15 protein-coding genes and 1 riboswitch are annotated in these 17,868 nt (G+C 41.4%); of the genes, 7 read left to right on the top strand and 8 right to left on the bottom strand.

Annotation, left to right across the window (positions count from 1 at the left end):
- Window positions 1-14: 14 nt before the first annotated feature.
- Window positions 15-2,978: a TonB-dependent receptor gene (locus PCIT_RS10405; protein ID WP_010367525.1), complete on the bottom strand. Its 2,964-nt coding sequence runs from the start codon at window positions 2,976-2,978 to the stop codon at window positions 15-17.
- A gap of 316 nt (window positions 2,979-3,294) precedes the next feature.
- Here PCIT_RS10405 and PCIT_RS10400 point away from each other — a divergent pair, with 316 nt between their 5' ends.
- Both PCIT_RS10400 and PCIT_RS10395 read left to right on the top strand, forming a co-directional pair.
- Window positions 3,295-4,161 (top strand): helix-turn-helix domain-containing protein, encoded by an 867-nt coding sequence (locus tag PCIT_RS10400; RefSeq protein ID WP_010367527.1) that lies wholly within the window; start codon window positions 3,295-3,297, stop codon window positions 4,159-4,161.
- A 148-nt stretch (window positions 4,162-4,309) separates the two neighbouring features.
- A complete protein-coding gene (locus tag PCIT_RS10395) occupies window positions 4,310-5,617 on the top strand; it encodes an NAD(P)/FAD-dependent oxidoreductase (RefSeq protein WP_010367529.1) in 1,308 nt (435 codons plus the stop codon).
- 56 nt (window positions 5,618-5,673) lie between these two features.
- On the opposite strand, the gene PCIT_RS10390 is transcribed toward PCIT_RS10395, so the two are convergent.
- The 4 genes from PCIT_RS10390 to nhaD all read right to left on the bottom strand — a co-directional run bounded on the left by PCIT_RS10390 (window position 5,674) and on the right by nhaD (window position 10,715).
- On the bottom strand, window positions 5,674-6,996 hold the full coding sequence (locus tag PCIT_RS10390; RefSeq protein WP_010367531.1) for a sodium-dependent transporter: 1,323 nt from the start codon (window positions 6,994-6,996) through the stop codon (window positions 5,674-5,676).
- Between the two features lie 112 nt (window positions 6,997-7,108).
- Window positions 7,109-7,639: a DUF924 family protein gene (locus tag PCIT_RS10385; RefSeq protein ID WP_010367532.1), complete on the bottom strand. Its 531-nt coding sequence runs from the start codon at window positions 7,637-7,639 to the stop codon at window positions 7,109-7,111.
- 103 nt (window positions 7,640-7,742) lie between these two features.
- Complete coding sequence (gene lysC / locus PCIT_RS10380; RefSeq protein WP_010367535.1) at window positions 7,743-9,089, bottom strand: lysine-sensitive aspartokinase 3; 1,347 nt, start codon at window positions 9,087-9,089, stop codon at window positions 7,743-7,745.
- Between the two features lie 86 nt (window positions 9,090-9,175).
- A riboswitch (Lysine riboswitch) is annotated at window positions 9,176-9,349 on the bottom strand.
- A 118-nt stretch (window positions 9,350-9,467) separates the two neighbouring features.
- Window positions 9,468-10,715 carry a sodium:proton antiporter NhaD gene (nhaD, locus tag PCIT_RS10375; RefSeq protein ID WP_010367536.1) on the bottom strand — a complete coding sequence of 416 codons (1,248 nt, stop codon included), beginning with the start codon at window positions 10,713-10,715 and terminating at the stop codon, window positions 9,468-9,470.
- A gap of 149 nt (window positions 10,716-10,864) precedes the next feature.
- On the opposite strand from nhaD, the gene PCIT_RS10370 reads away from it, so the two are divergent.
- The 5 genes from PCIT_RS10370 (at window position 10,865) to PCIT_RS10350 (ending at window position 16,535) form a co-directional block, all read left to right on the top strand.
- A complete protein-coding gene (locus tag PCIT_RS10370) occupies window positions 10,865-12,127 on the top strand; it encodes a hypothetical protein (protein WP_010367538.1) in 1,263 nt (420 codons plus the stop codon).
- The gene (locus PCIT_RS10365) at window positions 12,114-12,665 is read left to right on the top strand and encodes a condensin complex protein MksE (protein ID WP_010367541.1); all 552 of its coding nucleotides are present in this window, start codon (window positions 12,114-12,116) and stop codon (window positions 12,663-12,665) included. Before PCIT_RS10370 ends, PCIT_RS10365 begins: the two co-directional genes overlap by 14 nt.
- Window positions 12,662-15,445: a hypothetical protein gene (locus PCIT_RS10360; RefSeq protein ID WP_010367544.1), complete on the top strand. Its 2,784-nt coding sequence runs from the start codon at window positions 12,662-12,664 to the stop codon at window positions 15,443-15,445. Before PCIT_RS10365 ends, PCIT_RS10360 begins: the two co-directional genes overlap by 4 nt.
- Before the next feature lie 63 nt (window positions 15,446-15,508).
- Window positions 15,509-16,063: a DUF4136 domain-containing protein gene (locus PCIT_RS10355; protein WP_010367546.1), complete on the top strand. Its 555-nt coding sequence runs from the start codon at window positions 15,509-15,511 to the stop codon at window positions 16,061-16,063.
- A 286-nt stretch (window positions 16,064-16,349) separates the two neighbouring features.
- Window positions 16,350-16,535: a hypothetical protein gene (locus PCIT_RS10350; protein ID WP_010367550.1), complete on the top strand. Its 186-nt coding sequence runs from the start codon at window positions 16,350-16,352 to the stop codon at window positions 16,533-16,535.
- 42 nt (window positions 16,536-16,577) lie between these two features.
- Here the strand turns inward: PCIT_RS10350 and PCIT_RS10345 are convergent, their stop codons facing one another.
- The 3 genes from PCIT_RS10345 to PCIT_RS10335 all read right to left on the bottom strand — a co-directional run.
- Entirely contained in the window at window positions 16,578-16,829 is a 252-nt protein-coding gene (locus PCIT_RS10345) for a hypothetical protein (protein WP_010367552.1), read from the bottom strand.
- A 134-nt stretch (window positions 16,830-16,963) separates the two neighbouring features.
- Window positions 16,964-17,182: a hypothetical protein gene (locus tag PCIT_RS23115; RefSeq protein ID WP_238348016.1), complete on the bottom strand. Its 219-nt coding sequence runs from the start codon at window positions 17,180-17,182 to the stop codon at window positions 16,964-16,966.
- A gap of 206 nt (window positions 17,183-17,388) precedes the next feature.
- Window positions 17,389-17,868: hypothetical protein (locus tag PCIT_RS10335; protein WP_021032345.1), on the bottom strand; the 480-nt coding region annotated here is incomplete at its 5' end.

Genomic DNA, 17,868 nt, shown 5'->3' with positions numbered 1-17,868 from the left:
TAAGCGTTATATATTTACCAACGTGCACGAAGACCAAACGTCAGCCGTCGCTCATAAATATTTTGAGAAATGCGATTATCCTTCCACTGAGCATAATTAGTTTCATACTCTTCGGTCAGGTTACTGCCCGACATAAACACCGTGAAATTATCATCAACATCATAACTGGCTGAAATATCGATGTAAGTAGTAGGTTCAGTCCAAATTGCCGTATCGCCCATTCCGTAAGGAACCGAAATTTCAGCTAACCGTTTAGAACGGTAATTAGCCGCCAATCTGAATTGAAACCCTGATTTTTCATACCACAATACTGCATTGGCAGATTCTTTAGAGTTGTCTTCCAACGGCAATGGCTCGCCATCTAAATCAGTGCGGCCACTTTCGCTATCACTATAAGTATAGTTAAAAGATGCCCCTAACCCACTCCACATACCGGGTAAAAAGTCGAACGCTTGCTGATATGAAAACTCAGCGCCGCTCATAGTGCCACCAGCCCCGTTTACCAAGCCATTAACGGTGACTTCCCTACGAACGACTTCATCACCATCAGGCATTGCCTGTAACCAGGTACTTGATTCAATAAATGAAGCCAATTTAATATTAAAGATACCAATACTTGCCATCGCACTCGGTGAAAAGTACCACTCTACAGCCATATCGCTATTTTCTGCTCGCCAAGGGTTTAACTCTGGGTTTCCTTGCATCGTTGCATTTGTCGCGATGAGTAAATCTGGAGAAATCCCTTCTCGAGCAGCTAGGTCATCACCTGCACGAGTGCGACTGATGGTTAGCCCCCCAGCTATTTGCTGCAGATCCAGTTTTGTCATTGTCTTACCCCACGCAGCGCGGTAGACAACGTCATCACTTAAATTAACACTTAAATTAAACGACGGTAAAAAATCTGAAAAAGACTTATCTGTGATCACATCACCTGCATCTTCGGCAACGGTGCCTGGGCAGTTAGTACAAATAGAATCTCCTATCACGTTTTGAGCTATTTCCAAATCAGTTTTAATGTATTGGAAACCCGCATTAGCTTGGTAATTATCCCCAGTAAAGTCTGCACGCCAATAAAGAGACTGCGTTTGCTCAGTCACTTTATAAGAACTGCCAGGTACCATGCCCCGCACATTCCCCGGATAAAACCTATTTTGGAAAGCAAAAGGATCATCTAATTGCTTTGGATCAATAAAGTAGATACTACCGATGCTATTAGGGCCAAAATCAGAAACTGATTGCACCCAGCCTTCAGGGAGGCTCGCAAAAGTGATCAGATTATCATGGCCCATGGTTAAATCACCTGCTGAAGCACTTGGCGTGCCACCACTTCCATCTGTATCAAATGCCGCTAACCCTTGATCTTTCCACATAACATTAACGCTACCTTCACCCAAAGGGTTATTAAATGGCGCTAATAGCACATATTGATCTCGCGAAATATCCCGCTCAGAAAAGCGTACGCCAAAACGCATCGCATTTAGATGGTCTCTGTCAAACTCGTATTCACCATCCAAACGTAATACATCTAAAGATGCATCTTCATCATAATTATTTTCTGAGTAAGTCGATGTGACGGAATAGCGATTAATATTGGAGCCAAAAGCTTCACCTTCTAACGAGACTGGCGGCGTTAATCTCGCATATTTACCCGTAAAGTCAAAACGCATTGGCACTGTATTTGGGCCATATCCACCCGGGTTAACCGCTATCGGGCCATTACCTTCATTTCGGCGCAGACCATGCGCTAAGCCATTGGTTAAATAACCTTGCGCAACATTTTCAGTATGACTGCGAGATGCATCTGCCGTGATAAAGCGCATTTTGCCTGAAAAAGGGCCATCACCTTGGTAAACAAGCTCAATATTGTAATTGGTCGATTTTCTCTTATTGGTGTGGCTTTCTGAGTGCGCAACCACACGAGGGGCATTCAACGTAATATCTTGCGCAGTATACAAGCTATGGCCAGACGCTAATATTTCACCTCGATTAATTGGGTCATGTTGGTCTTGCCATTGCCAATGCCCGCCCCACGCATTGTCCGCCATTAATCCTCTTTGACGGTCTGCATCATCCATTTTGGTATAAAACACATCGGCACTTAATTCGAATGACTCTGATAACTGCGCCTGAAAGCTGACATTTGCCCCCGTTCTTTCACGGTCAGTAAAGCGATTGACCATACCATAGCTGACATAGGTGTACTCCGCATCATTTGTATCACCGTCGCCGTTCATATCTGTTTGCGGACAATACCAGCACTCACCGGACTCAGGAACAGCCCCAACCCAACCGTGGTTCGTGGCACCTAAGCGATAGTTTGCCAATGTCACTTCATCTTTTGATAAGGTAGCTAACACCGCAAATTTATCGCCATTGTAGCCTGCAAATACCATGGCTTTAGGATCTGTTTCTTTAGAATAAGAGCCCCTCGCAGCCTCAATTGACGCAGCACCGGTGAATCCCTCAGCTAAATCAAATGGCTTTCTCGTTTGTAAATCAACAGTACCTGATATACCACCAGCTAATGTATCTGCAGTCGGTGACTTCATTACATTCATTGCCCCAACCAAACTGGATGGAATGTCTGTAAAGTCTGGCTGTACCTTCGTTAATGAACCCGCACTTAAAAACTGTTCGCCATTAAGCAACGTCGTGACTTGAGGCATACCCCGAACATTAATTGTCGACCCTTCACCCGCACTGCGTCTAATTTGAATTCCAGGAATACGCTGCAGCGAATCTGCAATTGTCGCATCTGGGAGCTTACCAATATCTTCAGCAGTGATAGAGTCAACAACTCCATCAGCAAAGCGCTTGGTATTTAAACTTTTTTCTGTAGAAGCCCGAATACCACGCACTTCGATAACTTCAAGTTCCTCTTCACTTTGCCCGTCAACCGCTAAGGCATGACTAGACATAACACCTGCTAAAATTGCGTAACTGATAAGGGAAAGCTTGAATGATCTCTTGTTGTTCATGTCATTCCTCTGATAATTTTTATATTGTTAGGTAATTTCATATCTGCTACCAAAAATTTGGTACCCCCTTATTTCAACAGTTGTTTTTATTAAAAGTGCGCAATATCTATCATCTATTAGTACTTATCTACTTGGTTGACATCGCTGTCATTACACGCCATTTACACAAAATAAAAATTTAATGTATATTTCTGAGTAAGTTACAACCAAAGTGGTGAGAATTATACTAACGGTTAATAGAATCGTATCACTACAAAGTGTTTAACTATTCATCATGTATTAATGGTTTGTTAAGCTTAAATAAAAGGAGTGATTTATGAGGGCTCTATGTGAGAAAATCATCCCATCAAATAACTGTTCATGGCGATATTGCCTCTACAAATTAAACGAAATTCCATTCAATTGGCATTATCATGCCGAATATGAAATTTGCTTAACCCTTAACAGCAAAGGTGTCAGCCATATTGGTGATCATATAGCACCATATGGTGACTTTGACTTGGTATTACTCGGCCCTGATTTACCACATACTTGGCAATCGAAGCCTAACTTTGATGGCACTGAACAACTGGTACATGTTGCCCAAATCCCCTCTCAATGGATTGAAGGGTTAGTACAAAGCAATCCGGAATTAGCCGATTTAAATCATTTATTACGTAAAGCACGCTGCGGAGTGCGTTTTAGCGAGCAAACCGCAAAATCTCTGCGTCCTCTATTTGAAGCAATGGAGACTGCTGAACCCATGGTCCGATTCAACTTATTGATGTCTTTACTCCATACATTAAGCGTGAGTGAATCATATACCCTATCCAGCCAGGAATTTTCTTTCCCAAGAACGCTGGATCCTGCTAAAGACAAGTTCGAAAAAGTACTCAACTACATTTACGATAATTACTGTGATCCGCTGAGTGCTGATTCTCTCGCTCAGTATACCCATATGAGTACCAACCACTTTCATCGTTTTTTCAAAAAACGTACTGAGTGCACCGTTACTGAGTTCATCAACCAACTTAGGATCGCCAAAGCCTGTAAATTACTGGTTAACAGCTCAGCTCCCATATCAGTAATAAGTGACCAATGTGGTTTTAATAATATCTCCAATTTTAACCGACGTTTCTTAGCCATAAAACTATGTACGCCGAGTGAATTTAGATCACGAATTCATCAAGCAACATTAATTTAGTATTCGTCTTTAATTTGGAGTCAAATCCATGTTAACTTGTAGGTATACATCCTCATGCTACTAGGTTGTAAAGGACTACTCAGCGCGATATAGCAATCTTGACACGCTCAATAATAAGTATTCCTTTATTACTTTATGAGGAATACTTATGTCTACACAACGCCCTACAATCGTGATTGTTGGTGGTGGTGCTGGTGGGTTAGCACTTGCGACACAATTGGGCCATAAATTAGGAAAGAAAAAGCACGCAGACATTATACTAATTGACAAAAATCGAAATCATATATGGAAACCCTTACTCCATGAAGTAGCCACAGGATCTTTAGATGCTGATTTAGATGGCGTGGTGTATTCGGCACATGCCGCTAAGCATCATTATCGCTTTATCTTAGGTGAATTTACTGCATTAAATACACACCAAAAACAGCTCACACTCAAGCCTTTACTTAATGAGTGTCAGCAACAGATACTACCGCAGCGACATATTCAATTCGATAAGCTTGTACTTGCTATTGGGAGTGTCAGTAACGACTTTAATACCCCAGGTGTAACAGAGCATTGTTACTTTTTAGACTCTCATGCACAAGCTGAGCGTTTTCAACACGCACTACTAGACCATTTCACCCGTATTCATCAAAGCAACATGGCCCCAAATAAAACTCTGAATATTGCTATCGTTGGCGGCGGTGCAACGGGTGTTGAACTAGCAGCTGAACTTTACCATGTGACATATTTACTAAAAACATATGGGCTAAACAATATGACCGCTGAGCAGCTGCAAATAAACTTAATCGAAGCTGGACCTCGTATACTTCCCGCCCTTTCTGAACGAATAGCCAGTTCAGCAAAACGAGAACTATTGAAACTCGGCGTAAAAGTATTTGAAAATACTAAGGTAAAATCTGCCTCTGCAACGGCGTTTAAAACCCATCAAGAAACAGAGATTGATGCAGATATAAAAGTTTGGGCTGCTGGGGTTAAAGCACCTGATTTTATTAAAGAACTCAATATATTTGAGCTCAATGCAAATAACCAAATCAACGTCGATACATACTTGCGAAGTACCCAGTGTGATTCAGTCTATGCCATTGGTGATTGCTGTTCATTCACTCAAGCCGATGGGAGCATTGTACCTCCGCGCGCGCAATCAGCACATCAAATGGCTAAATGTGTTCAACACAATCTAATTGCTGAAATATTCGACCAGCCCCTAAAGCAATTCAATTATCAAGACCATGGTTCACTGGTGAATTTATCTCAGTTTAGCGCCGTCGGTAATCTCATGGGGAATTTAACAAAAAACAGTTTTTTTATAGAAGGAAAAATTGCGCGGCTTATGTATGTATCACTATATCGAATGCACCAGCGTGCTATACATGGTTCGTTACGTACGTTTATTCTTTGGATAAGCGAGAAAATGCTAAAAATAGTGCGACCAAAAATGAAGCTGCATTAGTATATCTACAACGTTGATTTAGGCTGAGCACACTGCTCAGCCTAAAAGATTGTACGTTATTTTAGCGCAACATTAACAAACACGGCTGTCATTAATATCGGGCATACAAAGCGCACGTATTGCGCAAACCAATAATGTGGCCCTTTACACTCTAAATGCAATTGGTTACCGCGCTTCCACATCCAGCCTACTGTAATGAAGTAAAACAAGCCCATAAGTGGTAACTGGTATTGTGTAAATAAACTTATCACCAACCCAAATAACCAATCAAAGTTCAAAATAATGAGGCTTGAGACAAGTAAAATTGTTGCCGTTACCCACCAAGTAGCGCTATTTCTCTTAAAACTGTGATTTTCAACCAAAAACGCAACTGGGATTTCTGTTGATGAAATTGTAGAGGTCAAAGAGGCTATCGACATTAAAATAAAGAACGTCAGCCCTACAAGTAAACCCACCTCCCCCATACTGGCAAACAACTCTGGTAGAACCGCAAAAATTAAACGCCCTTCACCAATAAGCTTACCATCTTGAAAAACCTCAACACCATTTTGCTGCGCAACAAAAATAGCGGGTATGATCAACAGACCGGCAAGAAACGCAACACCGGTATCAAGTAGCGCCACACTGGCGGTAAGTTTAGGTAAATTTGCATTAGGTTTGAGGTATGAGCCATAAATCATCATACACCCGACACCCAGTGATAGTGAGAAAAACGCTTGACCCATAGCAGCAATGACCAAGTCTGGATCCGTAATTTGTGAGAAATCTGGGACTAAATAGGCTTTAAACCCTTCAGCTGCGCCATCTAAGGTGCCAATGTAACCAATTAAAGCAACTAACAATAGCAATAACATAGGCATCAAACGACGAGACCAAGCTTCAATGCCAGATTTGACCCCTTTCAATATAATACTTGCGGTCAGCAACAACATAATGGGCGTAAAAATAAAGTTACGTAGTGTTGAATCACCAATTAAAAAGGCACTTAATTGCTCAAAGCCCAAAAAGCGCGCAATGGGCTCGATTGAGTAAGCGAGCATCCACCCGGCAACGATTGAATAAAAGCTCAGCATAATTATAGCGCCGAACAGGCCGATATATCCGGCGGATGCGCCTATTTTAGGCCCTTTTTCTTGCCATGCTTGTTTAAGTGCTTTTACCGGGTTTGATTGCGCTTGATGACCAAGGTATAACTCGGTGTAAAGCGCAGGCAATGCCAAAAGAAAAATAACAATGAAGTAGACTAGTAAAAAAGCGCCACCACCATGGTTTGCAGCTTGAGTGGGAAACCCCCAAATATTACCTAACCCGACCGCTGCGCCAGCAGCAGCAAGAACAAAGCCAAGTCGGCTTTGAAAACCATCGCGCAATTGAGCCATACCGATTCTATATGATTATTGTTTTGGACCGCTGATTATACTTAACTTGTTAAAAAATGCGACTCTCCAAGGCCCAAATTAAGGAACCTGCCAAAACAAATCTGAGTAAGATTTAAAAACTAGACCCTGCTTGCGTCAAAAACTGTAATTCATCGTCACTAGAAACTCGATTCAATATGTGATTTCTATGTGGGTACCGACCAAATTGGTCAATAATTTTTTTGTGAGCCAACTCGAATTCATAATTGGGTAAGTCGCGAAAAAGCTTTTCGGCTTGTTGATGAATAACTTTACTTTCACTGTGCATTAAAGGCATATACAAAAAGCTTAATTCCGTGTCATTAAGCTGTTTATCGACTCCTTTTTCGATAGCGTGCTGTGCAAGGCATAATGCCAGCGCATCAGACGCAAACGCACCGGGTGTATCTCGAAACATATTTCTCGAGAACTGATCTAAGATGATTATTTCACATAACGCACCGATAGGGTCACTACGCCAATGCGCAAGTTCGCCATGCATCGCCATCCGATGATGTACTGAAAACTGTGATTGAATTTTAAGATCGAAGTGAGTTGATTTGTTCCACCAGTCTGATTCTGAACAAGTAACAAACCAAAATTGATATATATCTTGATACTGCATGACGGCTCCCCAATACGGCTTAATTAGCACTTTACTCGGGATTTTACCGTCATGCAATCTAAAACTTAATCACTAGATATTGTTTTATAAATGTTGCCAATAATTAGGCTACTTCAAGTAACTTAGCATGAATAGATTGAACAACTTTATCCGAGTCTGCCTGCTCAACTAAAAAACACAAATTATGTTTACTCGCGCCATGACAAATTAAACGAATATTAAAGTCACTCAAAACTTCCATCAAGTTCACCTCATGCTGACGTAACTGAATTTGCGAGCCAATCAAGGCAACCAAAGTCAGATTATTTTCAACTGTTACATGGCAAAACTCGCTCAGTTCATCTAAGCAGTGTTGATCCAACTCTGGACGTGACGCATTAAATGCATTATCTAGGGTGATCGCCACACTGATTTCAGAAGTTGTCACTAAATCGACGGAAATATTATAGGCACTTAACGTGGTAAAAATACGTGCTAAAAAGCCACTTGCTAATAACATTTCAGGACTTTTAAGCGTCAGTAATATTTGATTTTTGCGCTGTGTGACAGCTCGGATCCCAGCTTGCGATGAGGTGTTTTTTTCAATCCATGTACCGCCCGCTTGGGGGTCTCGACTTGACCCAACGAACACCGAAATATTGCTTCTACTCGCAGGTAAGATCGTTGCGGGGTGTAGCACTTTCGCACCGAATGTTGCCATTTCCGCGGCTTCATCAAAGCTTAATTTCGCTATCGGCGATGCTTTAGTACACAAACGCGGATCTGTACTGAATATACCCACTACATCGGTCCAAATGTGCACACTTTTCGCTTTTATTGCCTCAGCCAATAAAGCAGCACTATAGTCAGAACCGCCACGGCCTAATGTGGTTGTTTGGTTGTATGGATCACTACCAATAAAACCTTGAGTGACAATCACTGTCTCTTCGAGCAGCGGGATCAGATGTTTTTGCGCAGCCAATGCCGTCGCGGCAATATCTGGAGTTGCTTTACCAAACCGGTTATCTGTTTTTAATACTTTACGTACATCAAATCGCTGCGCTTTAACACCAAGATCACGTAATACTTGGGTGAACAAAAATGACGACAAACGCTCCCCAAAGCTCAGCATTTCATCGCATTGTTGCGCACTTAACGCAGGTAAAGTCGCAAGTGATTTAAGTTCATTTAGCGTCAATTCAAAAGACTGAGCTAAATCTGCATCTAAAGTTAACTTCGCCAAAATCGCATTTTGAATTGTAATTATATTATCGACCAACGCTAAACGTTCATCTTCATTGGATTTTTGCTGGGTTAACGTTACTAAATGATTGGTAACACCGGCACTGGCGCTAACCGCGACAATGCGAACATTCGTGTCATCGTGAATAATTTGTGCACAGCGGTGCATGGCGTCAAAATCGGCTACACTTGTGCCGCCAAATTTAGCGACCGTGTACTGTGAACTCATGATATCTCCTCATGATTGCTGCAGAGCAATCATCAATAAAAAGGAGAACTTGGCAATTAAGGTGCTTTGTATGAAAAGAAGTAACCATTGCCAGAAGCTCTCCACCATAAAACGGTGACAGTTCCAAGGATTCAACCTCGTAAACCGAAAGTGCATAATGACGTATTATGAACTTCCTCGGCGAGTACTCCCCTCTTTAGTGGTCTGCGGCGTTCGTCACCTCTCACTAAATACCTAAGTATCGCACCTCTTCTGTCTATTTTGCCCGTTCAAAACTGAACACACACAAAATAAAAACCCGCAATTACTGCGGGTTAAAAACAAAGTACCGTTTAGACGTCTAGGTGTCAAGTAATAATTTGGCCCGGCTACACGTCTCTAAATATATTGACCCGCAACATAAGCGCCTGCATAGCCTACGGTATACGCAACTAATAAATACAAGAACATACGTAAATAGCTCATAAACGTAAGCGCCTTTACCTTGCTCATTGCAATAATACCTGCCGCAGAACCAATCACTAACATCGACCCGCCTACACCCGTAGCATAAGTAAACATAAGCCATTGTTGAGGCGTCATGACAATCTCTGCTTTTAATAACGCGGCTGTTAACGGCACATTGTCAACCGCTGCTGAAAGTAGCCCCATTAAGTAGTTTGCATATTCCGGAGGAATATAGACATATAGATCAGTAAACATAGCCAGCACCCCTACTTCTTTTAGCGCACCAACAAGGAGTAACACCCCAACAAAAAACAGCAAGGTATCGTATTCAATCTCGCGGATATAATCGATAATCTTCTTGTTCACATCCTTTTTTCGCATCAAGAATTGCGCAACCAAAAACATCAATGACAATCCAAACAAAAATGTAAGTAGAGGGGGAACTTGATACTGTACACTCAAAAATAACGTCGCGAAAATCGTCGAAGTAAATATTACTGCAATGGTAATATCTGTTTTTTCAATACGCCTTTGAGTTTGTTTTTCAAAATGGAGTTGCTCGTTCATACCAATTGACAACATGGCAGCCAGTGCCATGACACTCACCAGCGCAGGGCCAACCAGTAATAATAAGTTTGGAATAGTGACTTTATCCGCTAAGAAAATCATTAATGTTGTTACATCTCCGGTGATGAGTGATACACCACCAGAGTTAACACTAAAAATAATCAACGTTGCATACTTAATTAACTTCTTTGGATCTAGCTTCAACGACATAACTACTGCCAAAGAAATCAAAGTTGCGGTAATATTGTCAGAAATAGAAGAAAATACAAAAGCAGCAATACCAACTAAGAACATAAGCTTACGCTCACTGATCTGCGATGGCATCACACGATGCACGATGTTTTGTATAAACCCTTTTGAGTTCAAATAAGCCACAAATGTCATCGCAGCCATTAAGAACAACCACAACGTGGCGATTTCAAGAATATTATGATCTAGCTCATGTTGTACAGTTTCTGGGCTTTGACCATGAATGGGAGAAATAAAAGCGATAATCCAACATAAAGTACCAAAAAAAAGGGTAGTTTTGGCCTTGTTTACATGGATGATATCCTCTATAACGATAAGCACAAACGCAATCGCTATCAGGGTAAGGATAATGGGCGTAACCATAATGCGTAAACAACCTGTAATTATAAGTTAAAAATTTAGAACGGTAAGGTAATTCGGCGCGGAGTCTAGCACTTACGTATAGGATGCGCTATGACTAAGCTCAATTTATTTCCGATAAACGTCACATAAAAGATACACACTGGAAAGTTATGATCCCAGCTAAAAAAGTTTTAAATACGCTAAATGAACATTGGAGTGTATTAGAGCTACTTTTTAAACGCTTTAAAATGACCGACTTCAGCGTTAAAGATGTGCAAAACATCATAAAACATAAAAACCCTCAATGGACCAGCGAAAGAATATTTAGAGAAACAAACCGGCTGCTTAATCAAGAGATTATCATTCCCTTAGCCAAATCATCCCAGCTAGAAATTAATCGGGCGGTAGCTGATTTTGCCAGCTTTTTATTGCAAGAAGAGCACCTTGGTTTAGCGCAAGAGATCACTGTACTAGTGCAAGATCTCGAACGACTCGGGAATCGTCTAGAACAAGCTGCTGATGAAAACGATCACAGTGAACTTCGTCGATTTAGCCGGATCATGGATGAACGGGTTAGAAAAATCATCAAGCTCTTTATTCATAATGAGAATGCAATTTTTAATATTGTAGAACAAGCAAAATCAGATAGTAGCGCCATATCACTGCAAAAGCGCTACCGCGCCGTGATTGAAGCGTTTGATGAATACATAGAACCTATGCTTGAAATGGTCGATATTCGCGGTGAATTTCATGCCTGCTTCCACATCATCGAAACGCAGCTTAGCCAACAAATAGACAACATAGAACTCTATGGTCGAGGCTCCCAAGACAAAAGAATGCTTGAGCAGTTGCGCACACGTATTTTAGATATGCACCTGATTGGCCGTGAAAGCTTAAGAAAAAGTGCCGATATGTTAATGCCTTTGCGTGAGGAATTACGCAGAAATTCGCTGATCACACGTCAAGCATCAAAAGTACTAGGCATGATCCGAAAAAATGGCGTAGATAGAATGCTAAGCCCAGTTCAACCTGAATTTGTGTCAGATATACAACGCTTCTCACTCGGACAACAGCGTCATATGGTGGCTTATATGGCTGGACTTGCTGAATTTGAGCACGAAGAATATCAACTACCCGACCAAAATGACGTACCTGAATATCAAAGTCCAAATATTCCAGATTATAGCGAAGTTAAAAAACGCTTTTCAGGCACGGCAAAAACCAAAAAAGCATTGTTAGGCTTTTTAACCGAGCATTACCCGGCCTTGGATGCAGACGAATTATTATTTTTATACCAAAAACTCGTCAGTGACGACGCACTAGAACTACAGCAAGATCAGCAGCGCGTCACAGTGACCATTGCAGAGCAAAACTTCTTATTATATCCATTTAATGCCAGTACAAAAATAGAACATACCAATGACAACAATTAATTTAGCAGATTTAACTGAACTGCAAGCCATCAATAAAAAGCTGGCCAGTGGTTACCATATCAGTGAGCAAGACACCACCTTATGGCAGCAGCTCGACCAAAATATAGAGACCTACCAAGCGCTATTTTGCGCCTTAGGCCATGACTTACAACACGATGCTCGTGGTTTTTACTATTTAGCAAGTGATGAAAGTACACCGAATATGGGGAAAATTTCTCGCGCGATTGCGTTGACTGTGTTTATTCTTATTGAACACTTTGCCAATCAGGGTAAAGATCCACTGCGCGCTATTTTTGATGAAACCGCCGATTTAGAATTAATGCAAACCTTAGTGCAACTTAATAAGCACTTGTTCGATCAACTCGAAATTTTCTCAGGCTCAGACTTACGTAAAGATGTGTATTTAAGAATGGTGCGCTTAGGCCTTGCCCGCGAAACCGAACAAGGTTTTATGCATTTGGCACCTTTATACCGATACATTGATGCATTAATGGAAGTCAATGAAAATAATTTTGATGGACTAGAGGAAGCACTATGAGCGACTTATACGGCCTAAGCAAACTCGCATTATTAAATACCGCCGGCTATGCAAAGTGCGTGATCCCATTAGACAAAAGTGCCTCAATTTGTGCCCCTAATAATACCGGTAAAAGCTCAGTAATTAATGCCTTACAATTTCCATTGATCAACGACTTGCGACTCACCGAGTGGGATGGCCATGATTTAGAAGAAACCCGAAAGTTCTACTTTTCATCTGATCAATCCTACATTTTACTTGAAGCAAACCTGCCCCATGGCGATGTGGTAATTGGTGTTGCTGGCCTTGGTAAAATAGCCGGCTTTGCCCATCAATTTTTTTGCTACCCAGGTAAACTCAATCTTGATGACTTTACCGAAGGTAAAAGCATCATAAAATATACAAAGCTATTCAAACACCTACAAAGTAAAGGCATGAAGCCCGTTGAACTAAAGGCCGCAGAACTAAATGCGCTGTTAACCGGGGGAGCCACACAGTTTGATGGCGATATCAATTTAAAAATGATCCCGCTCAACAACGTGCAAGATGCCGCAATTTATAAAGAAATATTCCGACGCATTCTTAATTTACACAAATTAGGGGCGCAAGATGTTAAACGCTTTATGCTAAGAGTATTTGAGCGCCATATGTCTAACTCGCGAGTCGACTTTTATGAAGTGTGGCGTCGTGCATTCGACAAAGTAAATCGCTCACGGCGCGAGCTCAGTGCGTTAGAGTCAATGCAAGAACCTATTGCAGCATTGGAGAATATGCTTAGCACTGACGCAACGCTCAAAGGCAAGCTGGCGGCTTATGCGCCAAAAATTGATGTTGCACTGGTTGAATTTGAGGAGTATCAGCAATCTCAGCACACCGAGCTTACCGAGCAACTACACAATATCGAGCAAGAGAAACATGATTTTGAGCAAAAGCAGCAACTATACCTGCAACAGTCGCGAGATATTGAACGCCGCCAAACACAAATAGAGCAATGGTTTGTAAACTATCATGCATTAAAAACAGAATTTGAGCTTACTAATCACGCGACACTTAAAACCAGCTTGCAGTTGTTAAAGAAAGAATACGAACAGCTGTCTTTTTCAATTAATAGCGCACACGGGCAAAGTTTGCATACGCTTGATTTTAGAATTAGTGAAACCCAAAAACAGATAAAAAGTTTAAAGCTGCAACTTAAAAACTTGGAATTCAATTTATTCACTCGCATGCGTGAAGACTTGTCATTAAAAGAAGTCGAAGAGATCTCTCGTATTCTAAACCCTGATTTACTGTCGTTTGCTACAACCAGCCAAGGGGAAATCACAATCACCGATGATGACGCATTTGGTGAATTTTTAAGTCAACTATCAACATCAGTAAAAGGCTCAGAGCTCAAGGTACCCGGTGCGACCATCAAGCTGAAAAAGCTAACCCCGGTACAAATGCAAAGTGGTGAGAATAAAGCTCAGTTAGAAGCTCAGCTAAGTGCATTGCAACAATCATTGCAAGAGTTTCAGCAGCAACGTGATGTTGCAGCCAATGTCGCGCAGAAACAACAAGAACGCGATACACTATACGACGAACTCATGGCACTAGAGGCTGCGGTTAAACGCTTTGAGCAATATCAAACCATGTTGCAATCAGTCGATGCACAAGAGTTATTAAAAGAGCAACTTGGCGCAGAGCGTGAGCAAGTAGACGAGTATTTACAAGATGTACAACGTAACGCCGGCTCTATTTCTGATAGGCGCTCAATAATCAAGAGTAAACAAGATTTACTGACGCGTCAGGCCGACCGCTTGCGTCAAGTTAAATCAGAACGAATAGACCACACGCTCGATTTGTATAACGGTTCAAGTACCCCCTACCCAATTGACATAAATATCGAATTTGATAACTTGTCAGAGGTTGTTCACCAATTTAATAAAGACGCTAATGAGTTACGTAATTTAGCCGTTAACGTCAAAAATACGTACCTGCATATTTATAACGCAGGGATCACCAAGTTCGACAATGAAACCGATGATACAAGCAAGTATCAGAAACTCATTGGGGCTTATCATAATATTGATAATGAACGTGATGCCGTTGACCGCCAAGCACGGGTTGCCCTCACAGAAGTTGCTGCAACCATTAAAGGCCTTCGTGAAGACTTAGACCGACTACGTCGAGAAATGAACAGCTTTAACCGAGGGATCAGTCAACACCGAATCTCTAACCTCAAATCGTTCAAAATTAACATTATTCCACGTAAAATGCTGGTAGAGAGTATTGATACTATTATTAGTACATCAGACAGCTATGAACAAGGTGATAACCTAGACTTGCTATCTGAGCAACCTTCAGACGAAAAAGCACTCAACGAAGCCAAAGATCATCTTATCAAGCTAGCCAGTGATAAAGCAGGCTTAACACTCACCGATCTCTTTGATATCCGCTTTGAAATTGTTAACCGTGCAGGCGACACTGAGCACTTTGATAAAATAGACTCAGCAGGATCAAACGGTACTCGTATTACCATTAAGCTATTATGTGGTATGTTATTCATACGTTACTTATTATCTGATCAAGAACAATCTTTATACCGTATTCCTATTTACATTGATGAGGCCGCAGATATTGACCCACAAAACCAAAAAGCAATTATTGAAACCGCTTTGAGTTTTGGGTTTGTGCCAATTTTCGCCTCGGTTAAGCCACAAATAAGCTGCGACTATATTGTACCGATACGCAGTGTTAAAAATGGCAGTCAAAACTGGGTTTCAGAAAAAGATTGGATAGAAGTGGAACATTCCACTAATTAAAGAGTCAGACACGGCATCACGCAGTATGGGCTGATATAACCTCAGCCCTCAAGGAGATAAAATATGTTAAAAAATATCATTTTAGCCGCTTCAGTGCTTATTTTAAGTGCATGTACTAATACCCCTGATTGGGACTATGACAAATCTGTAGAGTTTGCCAACTACAAAACCTTTGCTTGGTCTGCTGATGCGGATCTAAAAAATAATGGCGGTAATGCTTACCAAATAAATGACCTAATGGAAAAACGTGTGCGTAACGCCATAATAGAGGCAATGCTTAAACACAATATCAAACTCGTTGAGGCTAAAAATGCCGATATTCTAGTGAATTACCATGCCTCAGTAGACAGTAAAATTGAAGCGGATTCTTTTAATACCAGCTACACAGCACGCTGGAATTATTGGGGCTTTGGCTACCAAACGCAAACCCACGCGCGTGAGTATGATGTAGGCACATTAGTCATCGATATCATAGACAAAACATCAAACCAATTAGTTTGGCGTGGTGCCAAAGAAGGTCGTTTACGCAATAAACAAACTCCAGATCAACGCACAGCGTCAGTGAATAAAACAGTGTCTGCCATTTTGGGTAACTTCCCTCCAAATCAAGCACACTAAACAAAACTTGCCACAACACATTGCTGTTGTGGCTTCTTTTTTATCCCTCCACGTCAAATAAATTATCTCGCCACAGCTCACTTTTATCTAACACACTTTGAAAAACCACCTCAATAAAACGCCTGTATACTCGTATTAACTTGAAGTAAGGCAAGTGTGCATTATCAATCAATACTCCTCTTGAAGCCCAAGAACAACCGACCTCAAATTGAACAATAAAAACCCACATAAGTTGCTATATTGAACACCAAGGTTGCATTGAATTATTCTTAAAAGGAAATTAATAATGAAAAAGTCTATATTAGCGTTACTCGGCGCAACCGTATTGAACGACACCGCATTGGCCAATTCAGTTTTTTGCTATGTTGATACAAGAGCCTATGATAACTATTCTCAAGGAGAGTGTTTTGGCGGTGATTCTCTGGATTATGTGCGTGATGGCGGACCGCTATCAGATAAAGCAGAACAGTAATAACGCATACTGCTGCATTGCATAGATGTGATGCAGCTTCGATTAACCTGTTAGCGTTTCCATTTCAGTTAAAATTGCCATTGCTTCTGCCGACGTTTTGCCACATGCCCACTCTACCGCTTTAAAATCATGACATACTGCGGGTCGTTCTGGCAGGCCAAATAGTTTACATAGGTTGTCGTCAGATAAATTTTTACAACGTTCACCTGCGGCTTTACCATTTGGATGCAAAGGAAAACTAGAGCTAATACTCGGTGCAATACAACATGCCCCACAATGCAGACGACACTCCATAACACCCCCCAAAAATAAAGAGCGACAGTATATCAGAGATAGCGCTATGTTTGTGTATTCTAATTTCGCCTCACTACCTGACAAAACATTTCAAAACGCAAAGCTCAGTGAAAACAAGATTGAAAACACCAAAGTTATTTATTCTTTACGATATCAGTCCATGTGACTGATAGTTTTTTCGGAAAAGGAATATCACGAATACTGCTGCGTTTTCCAGCGCTGAGCGGGCAACAGCCAAGGCGACCCGGTGCGCCACCCCACGCATCATCAAACTTGAGTTCACTGACCGTTATCTCATTGCCTTGCACTGTGCCTGAGCCAACCAGCATATAATCAATATTACCGCTTAACACACTGCACCCACTGAGCAGTGCGGTATACCCTAAAACTAGACAGCCTAGTATTTTACAGGCCTTTATTTTAAAAAATTTTATCTTGCTGCTGAATATGTTTCCTAGTTTGCTTACCATGCAGTACTCACTCCTTGCGGTATTTATGTATATGATGCGTGTCTATATAACATTGATTTTAAAAGGAAATAAAATAATAGCTAAGCCATTTAATTATCTTCTGGTACCGCTCGCCACTGGGCTTGCCCCGCCCCTACTTGAGTGATGACTCGGTCGGAGTAACTCACATAAGCTGCGCTGGCCACCCATACTCCAATCTCCCCGTTTTCACCAAACTCAACCATTAGATAAGGGTTGGGGTCCATATTTTTTCTGCCTGAACCATAAGTATACGGCGGCATATTCTTTGTAAATGCCGTGCCTTTTTTACTGTCAATGGCCACCTCACCAAAGTAAATTCGATTTTGACTGATATCAGTCCATGTGACTGATAGTTTTTTCGGAAAAGGAACGTCACTAATACTACTTGTTTTACCGGCGCTGAGCGGGCAACAGCCTAAGCGGCCCGGTGCGCCACCCCACGCATCATCAAACTTGAGTTCACTGACCATTATCTCATTGCCGTGCACTGTGCCTGAGCCAACCAGCATATAATCAATATTACCGCTTAACACACTGCACCCAGTGAG

The organism is Pseudoalteromonas citrea, from assembly GCF_000238375.3.
Classification (GTDB): domain Bacteria; phylum Pseudomonadota; class Gammaproteobacteria; order Enterobacterales; family Alteromonadaceae; genus Pseudoalteromonas; species Pseudoalteromonas citrea.
This window is presented reverse-complemented; position numbering and strand designations above follow the sequence as displayed.

Bases quoted from the DNA above. Each gene is read 5' to 3' on its own strand.
- PCIT_RS10405 (WP_010367525.1), bottom strand. From the start codon at position 2,978: ATGAACAACAAGAGATCATTCAAGCTTTCCCTTATCAGTTACGCAATT.
- PCIT_RS10400 (WP_010367527.1), top strand. From the start codon at position 3,295: ATGAGGGCTCTATGTGAGAAAATCATCCCATCAAATAACTGTTCATGG.
- PCIT_RS10395 (WP_010367529.1), top strand. From the start codon at position 4,310: ATGTCTACACAACGCCCTACAATCGTGATTGTTGGTGGTGGTGCTGGT.
- PCIT_RS10390 (WP_010367531.1), bottom strand. From the start codon at position 6,996: ATGGCTCAATTGCGCGATGGTTTTCAAAGCCGACTTGGCTTTGTTCTT.
- PCIT_RS10385 (WP_010367532.1), bottom strand. From the start codon at position 7,639: ATGCAGTATCAAGATATATATCAATTTTGGTTTGTTACTTGTTCAGAA.
- lysC (WP_010367535.1), bottom strand. From the start codon at position 9,089: ATGAGTTCACAGTACACGGTCGCTAAATTTGGCGGCACAAGTGTAGCC.
- nhaD (WP_010367536.1), bottom strand. From the start codon at position 10,715: ATGGTTACGCCCATTATCCTTACCCTGATAGCGATTGCGTTTGTGCTT.
- PCIT_RS10370 (WP_010367538.1), top strand. From the start codon at position 10,865: ATGATCCCAGCTAAAAAAGTTTTAAATACGCTAAATGAACATTGGAGT.
- PCIT_RS10365 (WP_010367541.1), top strand. From the start codon at position 12,114: ATGACAACAATTAATTTAGCAGATTTAACTGAACTGCAAGCCATCAAT.
- PCIT_RS10360 (WP_010367544.1), top strand. From the start codon at position 12,662: ATGAGCGACTTATACGGCCTAAGCAAACTCGCATTATTAAATACCGCC.
- PCIT_RS10355 (WP_010367546.1), top strand. From the start codon at position 15,509: ATGTTAAAAAATATCATTTTAGCCGCTTCAGTGCTTATTTTAAGTGCA.
- PCIT_RS10350 (WP_010367550.1), top strand. From the start codon at position 16,350: ATGAAAAAGTCTATATTAGCGTTACTCGGCGCAACCGTATTGAACGAC.
- PCIT_RS10345 (WP_010367552.1), bottom strand. From the start codon at position 16,829: ATGGAGTGTCGTCTGCATTGTGGGGCATGTTGTATTGCACCGAGTATT.